Annotated in this window: 14 protein-coding genes; 6 read left to right on the top strand and 8 right to left on the bottom strand. The window is 74.4% G+C overall.

Going from position 1 to position 15,691, the window contains the following annotated elements; genetic code table 11:
* The first annotated feature begins 48 nt into the window (after positions 1–48).
* Positions 49–717 (top strand): DUF5995 family protein, encoded by a 669-nt coding sequence (locus ACIQF6_RS32945; RefSeq protein ID WP_400901694.1) that lies wholly within the window; start codon positions 49–51, stop codon positions 715–717.
* Between the two features lie 49 nt (positions 718–766).
* Here ACIQF6_RS32945 and ACIQF6_RS32940 read toward each other — a convergent pair whose 3' ends face one another.
* The 4 genes from ACIQF6_RS32940 to ACIQF6_RS32925 all read right to left on the bottom strand — a co-directional run bounded on the left by ACIQF6_RS32940 (position 767) and on the right by ACIQF6_RS32925 (position 4,653).
* Positions 767–2,206 carry a GuaB1 family IMP dehydrogenase-related protein gene (locus ACIQF6_RS32940; protein WP_400901692.1) on the bottom strand — a complete coding sequence of 480 codons (1,440 nt, stop codon included), beginning with the start codon at positions 2,204–2,206 and terminating at the stop codon, positions 767–769.
* Between the two features lie 215 nt (positions 2,207–2,421).
* A complete protein-coding gene (locus ACIQF6_RS32935; RefSeq protein WP_400901690.1) occupies positions 2,422–3,051 on the bottom strand; it encodes a hypothetical protein in 630 nt (209 codons plus the stop codon).
* Positions 3,052–3,118: 67 nt separating this feature from the next.
* Positions 3,119–3,829 carry a response regulator gene (locus ACIQF6_RS32930; protein ID WP_400901688.1) on the bottom strand — a complete coding sequence of 237 codons (711 nt, stop codon included), beginning with the start codon at positions 3,827–3,829 and terminating at the stop codon, positions 3,119–3,121.
* Positions 3,826–4,653 carry a sensor histidine kinase gene (locus tag ACIQF6_RS32925; protein ID WP_400901686.1) on the bottom strand — a complete coding sequence of 276 codons (828 nt, stop codon included), beginning with the start codon at positions 4,651–4,653 and terminating at the stop codon, positions 3,826–3,828. The genes ACIQF6_RS32930 and ACIQF6_RS32925 overlap by 4 nt, the downstream gene beginning before the upstream one ends.
* 140 nt (positions 4,654–4,793) lie before the next feature.
* On the opposite strand from ACIQF6_RS32925, the gene ACIQF6_RS32920 reads away from it, so the two are divergent.
* Complete coding sequence (locus ACIQF6_RS32920; RefSeq protein WP_400901684.1) at positions 4,794–5,549, top strand: ABC transporter ATP-binding protein; 756 nt, start codon at positions 4,794–4,796, stop codon at positions 5,547–5,549.
* Between the two features lie 34 nt (positions 5,550–5,583).
* Positions 5,584–7,902 (top strand): FtsX-like permease family protein, encoded by a 2,319-nt coding sequence (locus ACIQF6_RS32915; RefSeq protein WP_400901682.1) that lies wholly within the window; start codon positions 5,584–5,586, stop codon positions 7,900–7,902.
* A 52-nt stretch (positions 7,903–7,954) separates the two neighbouring features.
* Here the strand turns inward: ACIQF6_RS32915 and ACIQF6_RS32910 are convergent, their stop codons facing one another.
* The 4 genes from ACIQF6_RS32910 to ACIQF6_RS32895 form a co-directional block, all read right to left on the bottom strand.
* Entirely contained in the window at positions 7,955–8,599 is a 645-nt protein-coding gene (locus tag ACIQF6_RS32910; RefSeq protein ID WP_400901680.1) for a response regulator, read from the bottom strand.
* A complete protein-coding gene (locus ACIQF6_RS32905) occupies positions 8,590–9,726 on the bottom strand; it encodes a sensor histidine kinase (RefSeq protein ID WP_400901678.1) in 1,137 nt (378 codons plus the stop codon). Before ACIQF6_RS32905 ends, ACIQF6_RS32910 begins: the two co-directional genes overlap by 10 nt.
* A 528-nt stretch (positions 9,727–10,254) precedes the next feature.
* Entirely contained in the window at positions 10,255–10,914 is a 660-nt protein-coding gene (locus tag ACIQF6_RS32900) for a DedA family protein (RefSeq protein ID WP_400901676.1), read from the bottom strand.
* Between the two features lie 200 nt (positions 10,915–11,114).
* On the bottom strand, positions 11,115–11,876 hold the full coding sequence (locus ACIQF6_RS32895; RefSeq protein ID WP_400901674.1) for a transglycosylase SLT domain-containing protein: 762 nt from the start codon (positions 11,874–11,876) through the stop codon (positions 11,115–11,117).
* 796 nt (positions 11,877–12,672) lie between these two features.
* Between ACIQF6_RS32895 and ACIQF6_RS32890 the strand changes: the two genes are divergently transcribed.
* From ACIQF6_RS32890 to ACIQF6_RS32880, 3 genes are all read left to right on the top strand, one after another.
* Positions 12,673–13,614 (top strand): AEC family transporter, encoded by a 942-nt coding sequence (locus ACIQF6_RS32890; RefSeq protein WP_400901672.1) that lies wholly within the window; start codon positions 12,673–12,675, stop codon positions 13,612–13,614.
* A gap of 100 nt (positions 13,615–13,714) precedes the next feature.
* Positions 13,715–15,214, top strand: a complete 1,500-nt coding sequence (locus ACIQF6_RS32885; protein WP_400901670.1) for an SDR family NAD(P)-dependent oxidoreductase — start codon at positions 13,715–13,717, stop codon at positions 15,212–15,214.
* Positions 15,211–15,684, top strand: a complete 474-nt coding sequence (locus ACIQF6_RS32880; protein WP_400901668.1) for an NUDIX hydrolase — start codon at positions 15,211–15,213, stop codon at positions 15,682–15,684. Before ACIQF6_RS32885 ends, ACIQF6_RS32880 begins: the two co-directional genes overlap by 4 nt.
* Positions 15,685–15,691 lie beyond the last annotated feature (7 nt).

Here is a 15,691-nt window from a genome sequence, read left to right as displayed (position 1 = left end):
CACATCATCTGCTTGTCGGTCTGCCATACCGAGGGAGGATGGATATCCATGACCGCACCGGTGCTGACAGTGGATCAAGTGATCGACCGGATGGTGGGGATCGCAACGGAGTTGCCCCTCACCGATGGCGTGGCCGTCTTCAACGCGATGTACCTGACCGTGACCCGCCTGGTCCGCGACCACCTCGCCGTCGCGTACTTCGACGACCCGGCGACCATGGCGGAGCTCGACGCCGTGTTCGCCGCCCGCTACCTGACCGCCGTCGACGACGACCGTGCCGGGCGGTCCCCGGCGGCCTGCTGGCAGCCGCTGTTCGAGCTGCGGGCCGCCCCGCACGTGCACCCGCTGCAGTTCGCGCTGGCCGGGATGAACGCGCACATCGAGAACGACCTGCCGCTCTCCGTCCTCGGCACCTGCCGGCTGACCGGCCGCACGCCGGAGCGGCTGCACGCCGACTACCTGCGGATCAACGCCCTGCTCGCCCAGGTGGAGGCCCAGGTCCGTGCCACGCTGCTGCCGCTCGGGGCGGGTGACCCGCTGCTGCACATCGTCGGCGTGTGGAGCATCGACCGGGCCCGCGACGCCGCGTGGGCGTCCGTCCTGGCGCTGTGGGAGCTGCGCCGGGTGCCACCCGCGTACCGCGCGGTCGCCGATGCGCTGTCGGGGTCGGTCGGCATGGTCAGCCGGGCGCTGCTCACCCCGCTCTCCCTCGGCTGAGAACGGAGCGGGCCCCCGAGGGTCTCGGGGGCCCGTCCGTGAAAGACCGTCAGGCCCAGCTGGAGTGCAGCGGCTTGCCCTCGGCGTAGCCGGCGGCGCTCTGCAGGCCGACGATGGCGTTCCGGTGGAACTCCTCCAGGTCGGAGGCGCCCGCGTAGGTGCAGGAGGAGCGGACGCCGGCCACGATCGAGTCGATGAGGTCCTCGACGCCGGGGCGGGTCGGGTCGATGAACATCCGCGAGTGCGAGATGCCCTCCTCGAAGAGGGCCTTGCGGGCGCGGTCGTAGGCGGAGTCGTCGGCGGTGCGGTTGCGGACGGCGCGGGCCGACGCCATGCCGAAGCTCTCCTTGTACTGGCGGCCGTCGGCGGTGGTCTGGAGGTCGCCGGGGGACTCCAGGGTGCCGGCGAACCAGGAGCCGATCATCACGTTGGACGCGCCGGCGGCCAGCGCCATGGCGACGTCGCGGGGGTGCCGGACGCCACCGTCGGCCCAGACGTGCTTGCCGAGCCGGCGGGCCTCGGCGGCGCACTCCAGGACGGCGGAGAACTGGGGCCGGCCGACGCCGGTCATCATCCGGGTGGTGCACATCGCGCCGGGGCCGACGCCGACCTTGAGGATGTCCGCGCCGGCCTCGACCAGGTCGCGCACACCGGCGGCGGAGACCACGTTGCCGGCCACGATCGGGACCTGCGGGTCGAGCGAGCGCACCGCGCGCAGTGCGGTGATCATCGACTCCTGGTGGCCGTGCGCGGTGTCCACCACCAGCACGTCGGCGCCGGCCTCCAGCAGAGCCTCGGCGCGGCCGGCGACGTCGCCGTTGATGCCGACGGTGGCGGCGATCCGCAGGCGGCCCGCGGCGTCGACGGCGGGGGTGTAGAGGGTGGCGCGCAGCGCGTTCTTGCGGGTGAGGATGCCGACCAGGGTGCCGTCGGCGGCGACCACGGGGGCGAGCTTGCGGTGCGCCTCGTTGAGGCGGTCGAACGCGGCGCGCGGGTCGATGTCCTGGTCGAGCAGCAGCAGGTCGCGGGACATCACCTCGGAGAGGCTGGTGAACCGGTCCACGCCCTGGCAGTCGCCCTCGGTGACGACGCCGACGGGCTTTCCGCCCTCGACCACGACCAGCGCGCCGTGGGCGCGCTTGGGCAGCAGCGCCAGCGCGTCCGCGACGGTGTCGCCGGGGCCCAGCGCGAGCGCGGTGTCGTGCACCAGGTGGCGCTGCTTGACCCAGCCGATCACCTCGGCGACGACCTCGATCGGGACGTCCTGCGGGATGGCGACCAGTCCGCCGCGGCGGGCGACGGTCTCGGCCATCCGGCGTCCGGCGATCGCGGTCATGTTGGCGACCACCAGCGGAATGGTGGTGCCGGTGCCGTCGTGGGAGGAGAGGTCGACGGCCTGCCGGGAGCCCACGGCGGAGCGGCTGGGGACCATGAAGACGTCGTCGTACGTCAGGTCGTACGCGGGCTTGAGGTCATTCAGGAAGCGCATGAAGGGGCTCTCTGGCTGGGGAGGAACGTTTCACCGGGGTGCCGGTGAAGAGGTACGGCGGTACGGCGGTACAGCTGTGCCGTGCGGCGCTCTCGGGCCGCGCCGGACCCAGCGTTCAATCCTTGGGGATTTCCCCGCCGGAGGCCAGCCGACGCGGGAATCCTGAAGATCGACACAACCGGACGGACGCCCTTCCACAAGCGGTTTGGAGGAAGCTACAAGATCGTGGAGGCGAGGCGGCGGCCCTCCGCCAGGAACGCCGTGGTCGCCGACAGGCCGCCCAGGTCGGCGAGGGTGCGGGCCGCGCCGAACGGGGCGTTCCAGAACGCGCCGGAGCGCGGCGCCGGCGGGCCGACGTACGCGTACGGCTCGGCCAGGTAGGAGTCGCCGGGCGAGACGCCGTAGTTCACCTCGTCCACCGTCACCGCCAGGTCGAAGTGCTCGGGCCACAGCACCGGATCGGCCTGCGCGAACAGCGCCCGCAGCGCCGCGTCGCCGTGGGCGAAGCAGGCGGCGACGGCGTCCGCGCCCGCCGTGTCCAGCTCCAGCGGCTGGTCGAGCGCGACGCCCGAACCGTCCGGGTACAACCCCTCGGGCCGGCCGGGGACGATGCCGGCGGCCGCGCCAAGCTGCGCGCAGGTCGCGCCCGGGAGGTCCAACGCCCGCCCGGCGCTGAACAGTTGGGCGCTGCGGACGCGCAGCCGGGGCTCGAAGCGGGTGGCGAACCCGCCGGGGTAGGCGCGCAGCCGGACGGTGCCCGCGGACCGGTACTGCGGACCGGCCAGCAGGTGTTCGGCCACCGCGTGCAGCGCGGTGCGGGCCCGGGCGAACCGCTGCGCGTCCATACCGCCATCCTCGCGCGCGACGCGGGCCGCGGCCAGGGGCGACGGTCCCGGGCGCCCGGTCGACCGGCTACCCGCCGGGCCGGACCAGGCCGGTCTCGTAGGCGAGGACGACGGCCTGAGCCCGGTCGCGGAGGGCGAGCTTGGCGAAGATCCGGGCGACGTGGGTCTTCACGGTGGCCTCGCTGAGCGTGAGCTGCCGGGCCAGTTCGGCGTTGGACAGGCCGCGGCCGAGCATGGTCAGAACCTCTAGCTCGCGGGGCGTGAGCGCCGCCAGGTCGCGGTGCACGGCCGGGGCGGGTCGGGCCGGGCCGGTGGACCCGCCGGGTCCGGTGCCGGGCGGCGGGTCGGCGGCGAAGCGTTCCACCAGTCGGCGGGTGATGGAGGGCGAGAGCAGCGCGTCGCCGGTGTCGACCAGTCGGACCGCGGCGGCCAGGTGGGCGGCCGTCACGTCCTTGAGCAGGAAGCCGCTGGCGCCCAGGGCCAGCGCGGCGTAGACGTAGCGGTCGAGGTCGAAGGTGGTCAGCATCAGCACCCGGCACTCCGGCTGCCGGGCCAGGATCTGCCGCGCGGCCCCCAGGCCGTCCAGCACCGGCATCCGGATGTCCATCAGCACCACGTCGGGGCGCAGCCGGGCGGCCAGCGCCACCGCTTCGGCGCCGTCGGCGGCCTCGCCGACCACGTCGATGCCGCGGGCGGTGAGGATCAGCCGGAAGCCGGTGCGGATCAGCTCCTGGTCGTCGGCGATCAGCACCCGGGGCGACGGCTCGTGCGTGCTCATGCGGCGCCCGCCAGCGGGATGCGGGCGCGCACCCGGTAGCCGCCGCCGAGGCGGTGCCGGGCGTCCAGGTCGCCGCCGTACACCGCGACGCGTTCGCGCAGGCCGAGCAGTCCGCGCCCGGCGCCGTCGGGTCGGCGGCCGGGTGCCGGTGCGCCGTTCAGGACGCTCGGGCCGCTGTTGAGCACCTCCACCCGCAGGTAGCGGTCGGTGTAACGCACCGTCACCTCGGCCTTTCCGCCGTCGCCGTGGCGCAGCGCGTTGGTCAGGGCCTCCTGGACGATCCGGTATGCCGTCAGGTCGATGCCGGCCGGCAGCGGCCGGGGCTCGCCGGAGATTCGCACCTCGACGGGGAGGCCGGCGAAGGCGACCCGGTCCACCAGGGCACCGAGCGCGCGCAGGCCGGGCTGCGGGGCGAGGTCGGTGTCGTCGTCCTCGTCGCTGCCGTCCGCCGCCGGGGCGAGCAGGCCCAGCAGGTGCCGCAGCTGCGTCATCGCGTCGCGTCCGGCGCCCTCGACCGCGCCGAGGGCGGCGGACGCGGCGTCCGGCATGGTCGCCAGCACCTCGCGGGCCGCGCCGGCCTGCACCACCATCAGGCTCACGTTGTGGCTGACGATGTCGTGCAACTCGTGGGCGATCCGGGCCCGTTCGGCGTCCACGGCGGCGCGGGCGGCGCTCTCCCGCTCGCGTTCCAGCAGCCAGCCGCGGTCCTCCAGCGCCTTGCGGTGGCGGCGGCGTTCGCGCAGCAGCGCGACGCCGAGCCAGCCCGCGGCGGCCAGTGCGGCCAGCAGCGCGCCGACCAGCAGACTCCCCCGATGTCCGTACACGCGGCCACTCTGGCAGAGCGGCCGGCCGGCGCGCATCATCCGCCGGATCCAGCGCCGTACATCGCCAGGATGACGGCGGCGCGGGGTTGCATCCGGGGAGGGACGCCGGGGCCCGGCGGGGTCGGGCAGGCTTCGGTGCCATGACGGAACAGGGCAAGCGGGAGGGCGTGGTCGTCCGGTCGGGCGACGGACGCGGCGGTGCGGGCAGGCAGGGGGAGGTGGTCGTCCGACTGGACGGCGTGCGCAAGGAGTTCGGCGAGACCGCCGCGCTGGACGGGGTCTCGCTGGAGATCCGGGCCGGCGAGGCGGTGGCGGTGATGGGGCCCTCGGGCTGCGGCAAGTCCACGCTGCTCAACATGGTGGCCGGGCTGGACCGGCCGAGCGCGGGCCTGGTGGAGGTGAACGGCGAGGACCTCGGCCGGCTGACCGAGACCGGGCTGGCGCTGTACCGGCGCCGCCGGATCGGCATGGTCTTCCAGTTCTTCAACCTGATCGACGACCTGCCGGCGCTCGACAACGTGGCGCTGGCCGCCCAGTTGACCGGCAGCTCCGCCTCCCAGGCGCGGCGGCGGGCGCTGGAACTGCTGGACGAGCTGGGCATCGCCGACCGGCGCTCGGTGTACCCGGCGGCGCTCAGCGGCGGCGAACGTCAACGCGTCGCGGTGGCCCGGGCGTTGATGAACCGTCCGGCGCTGCTGCTCGCGGACGAGCCGACCGGCGCACTGGACAGCCGGGCCGGCGAGCAGGTGATGGACCTGCTGATCGACCTCAACCAGATCGGGCAGACCCTGCTGATGGTCACCCACGACAGGCGCCTGGCCACCCGCTGCGCCAGCCGGCTGGTCGAGCTGGCCGACGGCAAGGTGGCCCGCGAGAGCGCCCTGGAGCGGCCGTGAACAACTCCCTTACAACGCAGGCCGGGTGGGCCGCATGAGCGCCGTCTGGGTGGCCTCCCGCGCGGCGGTGAAGCGCCGCCGGTTGCAGACCTTCGTGATCGGCCTGGTGGTCTTCCTGTCCGCCACCACCCTGGTGGTGGCGCTCGGGCTGATCGACGCGGCCAGTGCCCCGTTCGACAAGGCCTTCGACGCCCAAACCGGCGCCCAGCTGACCGCCGCCTTCGACCCGGCGAGGGCCACCGGGGCGCAGCTCGCCGCGACCATGCAGCAGCCGGGTGTGACCGCCGTGGGCCCGTTCGGGCAGCTCCACGTGGACCTGGAGGATCCGACGGGCGAGCTGCCCGACCAGCCCGCCACCCTGGTCGGCCGGGCCGACCCGGGCGGGCCGGTGGACCGGCTGGACGTCTGGAAGGGCCGCTGGGCCACTGCTCCCGGCGAACTGGTGCTCAACCTGCCGCGCGGCGCCCACCCGCCGGACTCCTTGATCGGCTCCACCCTCACCGTGGCCGGCCGCGGCAGCTTCACCGTGGTCGGTGTGGCCAGCAGCGTCACCGGCACCGCCGACGGCTGGGTGACGCCCGCCCGGCTGGCGGAGCTCCACCCCACGGCCGTCCAGGTGCTGTACCGCTTCTCCCACGCCGGGTCGGCGGCCGGGATGGACGCCGCCACGGCCTCGGTCACCCGGCAGTTGCCGCCCGGATCGCTACTCACGGGGCAGTCCTACCTGAAGGTCAAGGAGCAGGTCGGCCGCGGGGCCGAGCTCTTCGTCCCGCTGCTGATGACCTTCGGCGTCGTCGGCCTGGTGGTGGCCGTGCTGATCGTCGGCAACGTGATCGGCGGCGCGGTGGTCTCCGGCTTCCGGCACATCGGCGTGCTCAAGGCGATCGGCTTCACCCCGAACCAGGTGGTCGCCGTCTACCTGACGATGCTCTCCGTGCCGGCCGTGGCCGGCTGCGTGCTCGGCACCGTCACCGGCAACCTGGCGGCCGTGCCGCTGGTCACGCTGTCGCTGCGCGGCATCGTCGGCACGACCTACGTGATCAGCCCCTGGGTGGACGCCCTGACCCTGCTCGGCCTGCCCGCCGTGGTGGTGCTGGCCGCCCTGGTCCCGGCGATGCGCGCCCACCGGCTGTCCGCCGCCCGGGCGATCAGCGCGGGCAGCGCCCCGCGGGCCGGCCGGGCCCTGCGGGTCCAGCGCCGGCTGGCCGGCGCCCGGCTGCCGCGCTCCGTCAGCCTCGGCCTGGGCCTGCCGTTCGCCCGGCCCGGCCGCACCGCGCTGACCCTGGCCGCCGTGGTGCTCGGATCGGCCGCCGTCACCCTGACCACCGGGCTGACCAGCACCATGACCAAGTACGGGGACGCGGTCGAGCACGCCGGCCAACAGCGGGTCGAGATCGACACCGGCCAGAGCCGGATGCGGCAGACCGCGCCGGCCCTGCCCAACCCCGAGATCGAGGCGAAGCTGCGCGAACTGCCCACCGCCGCCGAGGTGATGGTCAACTCCTACGTGCCGGCCCAACTGGTCGGCGACCCGCAGCCGGTGACCGTCGACGCGATGCGCGGGGACTTCCAGCAGCTCGGCCCGCTGCTCCTGAAGGGCCGCTGGTTCGGCGGGCCCGGCGAGATCGTCGCCTCGGCCGGCTTCCTGCACCAGCGCGGACTCGCCGTGGGCGACCAGGTGACGCTCTCGGTGGGAGACCGGCAGGCCCGGGTGACCGTCGTGGGCGAGGCCCTGATCTCCGCCCCCACCCTGGTCTTCGCCGACTGGCAGGGCCTGCGGACGCTCGCGCCGGACAGCAAGTCGCTCGACCGGGCCCCGCAGTACGTCGTGCAACTCGCACCCGATGCCGACCCGGCGGGCTTCAAGGCCGCCGTCAAGGCGATCGACCCCGGGCTCTACCCGAACGCCGGAACCACGGTCAACGCCGGTTCGGTGACGGCGATCAGCACCTCCGGCATCCTCACCCTGCTGCTCGGCGCGGTCACCGCGCTGGGCGTCTTCAACACCGTGGTGCTCAACACCCGGGAGCGCCGCCGCGACCTCGGGGTGTTCAAGGCGATCGGCATGACGCCCCGCCAGGTGACGACGATGATGATCACCTCGATGGCCGCGGTGGGCCTGGCCGGCGGACTGATCGGGCTGCCGCTCGGCGTACTCGCCCACCGCCTGCTGGTGAGAGTCACCTTCGGCGCGGCCGGGATCGAACTCCCCGGCTGGATGGTGCACATCTGGTCGCCCCCGACGCTGGCCGCGCTGAGCCTGGCGGGCATGCTCATCGCCGCGGTCGGCGCGCTGGTCCCGGCCCGGGCGGCGGCCCGGCTGACGGTCGCCGAGGTGCTGCGCAGCGAGTGACCCTCCCGGTGCCAGGACCCGGTCCCGGTGGCAGCCGCCTCCGGGACCGACGTCACGCCCCGAGGTAGCGCAGCACGGCCAGCACCCGGCGGCTGTAGCCGGCCGTCCGGGGCAGGTCGAGCTTGTCGAACAGGGAGTTCAGGTGCTTCTCGACGGCGCTCAGCGACAGGTGCAGCCGCTCGGCGATCGCGGTGTTGGTGTGGCCCTCGGCGAGCGCCTCCAGCACGGTGCGCTCGCGCGGGGTGAGCCGGGCCAGCGGGTCGGCGTGCTCGGTGCGCACCACCAGGCGGCGCACCACCTCGGGGTCGATCACCGTGCCGCCGGAGCCGACCCGGGCGAGCGCGTCCAGGAACTCCTCCACCTCGGCCACCCGGTCCTTGAGCAGGTACCCGACCCGCTCCGCGCCGGACGCCAACAGCCGGGCGGCGTAACCGCGTTCGATGTGCTGGGAGAGCACCAGCACGCCGACCTCCGGCCGGCTGTCCCGGATCCGCACCGCGGCCCGCACCCCCTCGTCGGTGTGCGTGGGCGGCATCCGGATGTCGACCACCACCACGTCCGGCGGCTCCGCGTCGACCGCTGCCAGCAGCGCCTCGGCGTCGCCGACGGCGGCCAGCACCCGGTGCCCCTCCTCGGCGAGCAGCCGGACCAGGCCCTCCCGCAGCAGCGTCGAATCCTCGGCGACGATCACCCGCATGGCAGCTCCGCAGTGACGACGGTGGGGCCCCCGGCGGGGCTGTGGACGGACAGTGTCCCGTCGAGCGCGGCGACCCGGCCGCGCAGCCCGGACAGGCCGCCGCCCGCCGGGTCCGCGCCGCCCCGACCGTCGTCCTCGACCCGGACGGTCAGCCGCTCGCCGTCCCGCTCGACGGCGACCTCGATCGCCCCGGCCGAGGAGTGCTTGGCGGCATTGGTGACGCACTCGCTGACCACGAAGTACGCGGCGGTGAGCACCCGTTCGGGCAGCGGCCCGGCCACCGGGCAACGCACCCGCAACGGGATCGGACACCGTTCGGCGAGGCCCGCCAGCGCCTCGTCCAGCCCCAGGGTGTCCAGCGCGGACGGATAGACCCGCCAGGCGACTTCGCGCAGCTCCGTGAGCACCTCCGCGGCCTCCCGGTGCGCCTGCCGCAACAGCTCGTCGGCGCGCTGCGGGTCGCCGCGCCGGGCCCGGCCCAGCAGCAGGCGCAGCGCCACCAGCCGCTGCTGGACGCCGTCGTGCAGGTCGCGTTCGATCCGGCGGCGCTCGGCGTCCACGGCGTGCAGCACGGCGGCCCGGCTGTCGGCGAGTTCGACGATCCGCCGACGCAACAGCTCCGCCTCGGACGGGCCGAAACACTCCCGGGCCAGCCGGGCGTCCGACTCGGCCAGCGACGCCAGGCCCTGAACCGCGAGAAACAGCAGGACACCGCCCAGCAGCACCTGCCCCAACAGGTCCACGACACTCAGCGTGCCCCGCAGCGCCCCCGCCGCGAGCAGCACCACCAGCACGGCCCCGAACCCGATCAGCCCCAGCACCAGCCCCGCGACCAGCCCCACCCCGCTGCGCCGCGCGACGTACCGCACCACCTTCCGGTCGTCGGCCCGGTACCGCTCGGGAAACCGGTCCCCGAACCAGACCACCCGCCGGACCCGCTCGACACCCGCCAACCGCACCACCCCCGCCCGCCACGCCCCCCGCGCCCACGGCCGGAGCAACAGCGGCCCCAGCACCAGGTACACCACCGCGACAGGCGCGGTCGCCACCCCCAGCAACCCGCCGACGGCCCGCCGCGACCAGCGCGGCACGATGGCGTTCGCCGCCATGATCGGTTCCTCCCCCATGGGATGCGAGCCTACTGTCCGTCATGACCGGCTGTCGGCCGACGACTTGACGCAGCGCCAGGAACCCGGGTTGGCCCGCCCGGTCGACGCCAGCTGCCTGCGACGGCGAGCCGGACCGCGGTCGACGACGCGACGAGAACGGCACCCGGCGGGCCGCGACCGACCTGCGTCGCTCCGAGATCTTTGGCAGGGCCCTCTGCGTGGCCGCGGCGAACCTGCTGTTCGGCGAGGACCCCGACCGGGAGCCGTGGAACCGACGCCCCCGAACGGCCTCCGCGCGTCGGCGACCGGACCGGACACCGGCGACTGCCCGCGAGCGCCACGCTGCCGCCCGTCACCGTCGCCCCGGCGCTGCCATCCGCCCGACCTGCCGCGATCACCCCACCGCGCCGGAGCCGGCACCCGCCGGAGGCCCGGCGGCCGGCCGTTCAGCGGGCGCCTCGGCCCGGCCCGGACGTCCGCCCGACCTGCCGTGACCGCCCCACCGCGCCGGAGCCGGCGCCCGTCGCAGGCCCGGCGGCCGGCCATTCAGCGGGCGCGGCGGTGTCGGGCGTCGCGGCCGCGCAGGCGCAGGCCGAGGTAGGCGGCGATGGCGATGAGGGCGAGGACCAGGACGATCTTCGAGAAGATGCCGACGTAGCCCTCGACCATGTCCCAGCGGTCGCCGAGGAGGTAGCCGGCCATGATCAGCACGGTGTTCCAGGCGAGGCTGCCGACGGCGGTGAGGGCGGTGAAGCGGGGCAGTGGCATGCGTTCGACGCCGGCGGGGACGGAGATCAGGCTGCGGAAGATCGGCACCATCCGGCCGAGCAGCACCGCCTTGGTGCCGTGCCGGGCGAACCAGGCCTCGGTGCGGTCCAGGTCGGAGACCTTGACCAGGGGGAGTCGGGCCCAGATCGCGCGCATCCGGTCGCGGCCGAACACCGCGCCGAGGAGGTAGAGGGCGAGCGCGCCGGCCACCGAGCCGGCGGTGGTCCAGCCGAGGGCGGAGAGCAGGCTGAGAGTGCCGCGGCCGGCCGCGAAGCCGGTGAGCGGGAGGATCACCTCGCTGGGCAGCGGTGGGAACAGGTTCTCCAGGGCGATGGCGAGGCCGGCGCCGGGCCCGCCGAGGGTGTCGACGAGGTCGGCCGCCCAGCCGGCGACGCCGCCGGTGGGCACCTGCTCGGTCGCCAGGGAAATGAGCTGCATGGCCGGGGTCTCCTCACGGTGGGCACGTCCCGGGCCGTCCGCCCGGGGTCGTCACTCATCCTGGAATCCGCAGCTCAGCGGCGGTACGCGGTTTCCCACCCAGCCCGATTACGGGTTTCCGCACCCCCGGACCGGGCCCGGACGTGCCGCGGCCCCCCGGTGGAGGATCCACAGGGGGGCCGGGCGGCAGATGGGGCGATTTAGTAGCCGCGCCAGTTGGAGCCGTAGCCACGGGCGGCGGCCATGTTGTCCATGGAGCCGTAGCGGGCGTCGCAGTAGCGCGAGCTGGCGATCAGGTTGTCGACGGGGTTCCGGATGTCGGTGTGACCGGGCAGCGCGTAGGCGCGGAAGGTCGGCTGGATCATCTGGGTCAGGCCGATGGACGGGGTGCCGTTCTTGGCGTTGATGTCCCAGTTGTTGATCGCGTTCGGGTTGCCGGAGGACTCGGCGATCGCCGCGGCGCGCATCGCCTTCGCGGACGGGACGGGCTTGCCGGCGGCGGCCAGCACGTCACGGGCCTCGGCGATCCAGCCGTCCAGGTTATTCGCGTAGGTCGGCTTGGCGGGGGCCGGGGCGGGCGCAGGAGCCGGGGCCGGGGCCGGGGCCGGGGCGGGCGCCGGCTCGGGCTGCGGCTGCGGGTCCTGCGGCTGCTGCTCGGGCTGGGGCTGCTCGGCGGGCTGCTGGTCCTGCTGCGGCTGGTCCTGCGGCTGCGGCTGGTCCTGCGGCTGCTGCTGCTGGTCCTGCGGCTGCTGCTCGGCGTTCTGGCCGTCGGTGGCGACCGCGGCGGTCTCGGCGCGGGCGGACGCCGGGGAGGCGATCGCCTGGCTCATCGGCAGCAGGGCGCCGACGGCGATGGCGCCGGCCAGGCCCACGCCGAGGAAGGCGTCGGGCATCCGGTGGTGGCCCATCCGGATCTGGCGGATCTGCGGCAGTCGGCCCAGATTGGTCTTGATGCGTCGCATGTCGAGTACCTCCGAGAGTCGTGTTCCAGGTCACGCCGCACCCGGGCTGGACATGGCGGAACTCCGCGGTACTGCGGGGTTCCTCGGCCCGGGACGGCCGGCCCGGCGGCTCGTGCTCACCGGGGACGCTGCGCCGCACTCGTTCTCGCGGCCTGCTGCGTCGTGAAGCCCCGTGAGCATCGGAACGGCTCGGGGCACAACCACGACATTGCCTGAGCGCCCAACCCGGCTGCAAACACCCCGAAATGGGACGTCCCGGGCCTGCCGACCGGCCTGCTCCCCTTGCGCGACAAGGGAATTGGCAGCCCTTCGAGGCCGAAATTCCCAGCCGCTTATGAGCAGGCTCACAGGCCGCTCACAGGAACCGCCAACCCCGCCCGGGGCCACGGAATTTGGGCCCGCGCCCAGTCCTGCCAAGGCCTCCGGGCCACCGCGTCGGCGCCGTCGGACCGCGACGGCCCGACCCGCCCTGTGACCCCGACCACCGCCCGTCCGCTGTGACCCGGCTCCCACCCCGGACACCCACCGCAGCCGCCCCGCCACCGGCCGCGCCCGCCCTGTGACCGGGGCCACCGGCACCGCCGCCAACGCCCCCTGCCTGCCTGTGGTCCAGGCCACCCGCCGCGCCGCGCCGCTGTGGCCCGGACCACCCGGATCCCCGACCGCCTGTGGCCCGGGCCACCCTCGCCCATCGCCCGCCCGCCGCCCGTCCGCCGCCCGCCTGTGACGGGGGCCACCCGAGACCCCGGCGAACGACCGTTCGGGCACGCCTGGTTGACTGCGGCGGGAGGTCGGGGTGGAGGCGTTGGTGGCGGCGTTCGCGCCGATCTGGGTGCTGACGGCGGTCGGCTGGCTGGCCGGGCGGACCGGGCTGCTGGGCGGGGACGCCGAGGCGGTGCTCGGCCGGTTCGTGTTCCACGTGGCGATGCCGGCCGCCCTGTTCACGGTGGTGGCGCGCACCGATCTGGCGGGGTTCGCCAACACGTCGATGCTGGCGTTCGTCGCCGGGACGGTCGTCGCCTCGCTGCTGGGCCTGCTCGCGGGCCGCCGGTTCTTCCCGCGCGAGCCCGCCGCCCGCACCGTGGCGGTGATGGCGGCGGGCTACGTGAACTCGGGCAACCTCGGCATCCCGGTGGCCGCGCAGGTGCTCGGCGACGCGTCCTTCGTCGCGCCGGTGCTGCTGTTCCAGGTGCTGCTGGTGACCCCGGTCATGCTGGCCGTGCTGGACACGGCCACCGGCTCGGCCGCCCGACCGGTCGATCGGCTGCGCCGCCTGGCGCTGCTGCCGCTGCGCAACCCGGTGATCCTCGGCGCGGGGCTCGGCGCGGTGTTCTCGGCGGCCGGCTGGCACCTGCCCGGCCCGCTCGCGCACTCACTGGACCTGCTGGGCGGCGCGGCCGTCCCCACCGCGCTGGTCACCCTCGGCCTGTCGCTGCACACCCCGCCCGGTGCGGCGGCGCGGCGCCCGGACCGGGCCGAGCTGGCCGTCACGGTGCTGCTGAAGACCGCTGTCCAGCCGCTGGCCGCACTGGCGGTGGGTGCGCTGCTGCTGCACCTGCCGGGCCCGCAGCTGCTGGCGGTGGTGCTGCTGTCGGCGCTGCCGACCGCGCAGAACGTGTACGTGTACGCGCGGCTGTACGGGGCGGCGCCGGCGTTGGCACGGTCCTCGGTGCTGGTGTCGACGGTGCTGTCGATGGCCACCTTGTCGGCCATCGCCTGGCTGCTGGGCGGGCGTTGACCTGCGACGGCCTGTGCGGCAGGTCACAGGCTTCGCCCAGGTCGGGCCTGCTCACGTAGAGTTCGCCGGTACCGATGGGGAGATTGAGGAAGCATCCGCAGTGACGAACGCGCAGACCGAGCCGGGCAGCACCCCGGTCGAGGACGACATCGACTACGGCAAGGGCATCGACCCGGACCGCCTTGAGCTGTGCCTGAGCGTGATCGCCGAGCTGGACGAGATCCACGTGGACCACCCCGACGCGATCCGGATCCGGATGGCGGTCGGCGGGATCTTCCGCACCCTCAAGCAGCGCCGCCGCCAGGAGACCCGGGCCCGCAAGACCGCCAACGACCGCGCGGTGACGTCCCGGACGGCGACCGGTGCGCCGGGCCGGATCGACGACGAGACGGCGGGTGTGTTCGGCCTCACCACGGAGACCACCACCGAGCTGGCGGGCATCCTGGAGCGCGCCCGCTCCTGCTACATGTGCAAGCAGCGGTACACCGAGGTGGACGCGTTCTACCACCAGCTGTGCCGCAACTGCGCCGCGCTCAGCCGTTCCCGCCGGAACGCCCGGGCCGACCTGACCGGCAAGCGCGCGCTGCTGACCGGCGGACGCGCCAAGATCGGCATGTACATCGCGCTGTGCCTGCTGCGTGACGGTGCGCACACCACCATCACCACCCGCTTCCCGAACGACGCGATCCGCCGCTTCTCGGCGATGCCGGACAGCGCCGAGTGGATCCACCGCCTGAAGGTGGTCGGCATCGACCTGCGCGACCCGGCGCAGGTGATGGCGCTGGCCGACGAGGTCGCCGCGGACGGCCCGCTGGACATCCTGATCAACAACGCCGCGCAGACCGTGCGCCGCTCCCCCGGCGCCTACCGGGAGCTGATCGCCGCCGAGTCGGCGCCGCTGCCCGCCGGGGTGCTGCCCGCGTCCACGGTGATCGGCCGGTTCGGTTCGGGCGCGGTGGACGTGCCGGCACTGCCCGGGCAGAGCCGGGGCGAGCAGCCGGCGGTGAGCGCCGAGGAGGTCACCTCGCTGGCGCTGGTGACGGGCTCGGCCTCGCCGGAGCGGATCGCGGCGGGCACCGCGATCGACGCCGGCGGCCTGGTGCCGGACCTGGCGGACACCAACAGCTGGGTGCAGACGGTCTCCGAGGTCGGCCCGATCGAGCTGCTGGAGGTGCAGCTCTGCAACTCCACCGCCCCGTTCATCCTGATCAGCCGGCTGCGCCCGGCGCTGGCCGCGTCCAAGGCGCGCCGCAAGTACGTGGTGAACGTGTCCGCGATGGAGGGCGTGTTCGACCGCGGCTACAAGGGCGCCGGCCACCCGCACACCAACATGGCGAAGGCCGCGCTGAACATGCTGACCCGCACCAGCGCGCAGGAGATGTTCGACACCGACGGCATTCTGATGACCGCCGTCGACACCGGCTGGATCACCGACGAGCGCCCGCACCCGGACAAGATGCGCCTGCACGAGGAGGGCTTCCACGCCCCGCTCGACCTGGTGGACGGCGCGGCGCGGGTGTACGACCCGATCGTCCGCGGCGAGTTGGGCGAGGACCTGTACGGTTGCTTCCTGAAGGACTACCAGAAGGGCAAGTGGTGACGGACGCTCGACTCCCGGTCGGCCCGCACTCCGTGCCGCCGCTGGTCGGCGCGGGCGTGATCGTGCCGACCGGGGACGGCCGGGTGCTGATCGGCCGGCGCACCACCGCCGGCGAACCGCCGACCTGGAGCCTGCCGGGCGGCAAGGTCGACCACCCCGGCGAGTCGTTCGAGCAGGCCGCGGCCCGGGAGTTGGCCGAGGAGACCGGCATCGTGCTGCCCGCCGAGGAGATGCGGGTGCTGGCGGTGCTGCTCGACCACGAGTTGGGCCGCACCCGGGTGACGGCCGCGGTGCTGGCCCCGCCGAGCCTGGCCGAGGCGCTGGTCACCGAGCCGCACGCGTGCGCCGGCTGGGAGCGCCTCCCGGTGGACGCGCTCCCCGAGCCGATGTTCTATCCATCCGCCCAGGTGCTGGCCGCCTGGCTGCCGAACTACTCGGCACCGGAAGGCACTTGGCACTACCCGGGCTGACGGTTCG

This window comes from Kitasatospora sp. NPDC092948 (assembly GCF_044754805.1).
In the GTDB taxonomy this organism is placed as follows: Bacteria; Actinomycetota; Actinomycetes; order Streptomycetales; family Streptomycetaceae; genus Kitasatospora.
Note: the sequence above shows the minus strand (reverse complement) of the source record. Positions and strands in the feature narration are given on the sequence as shown.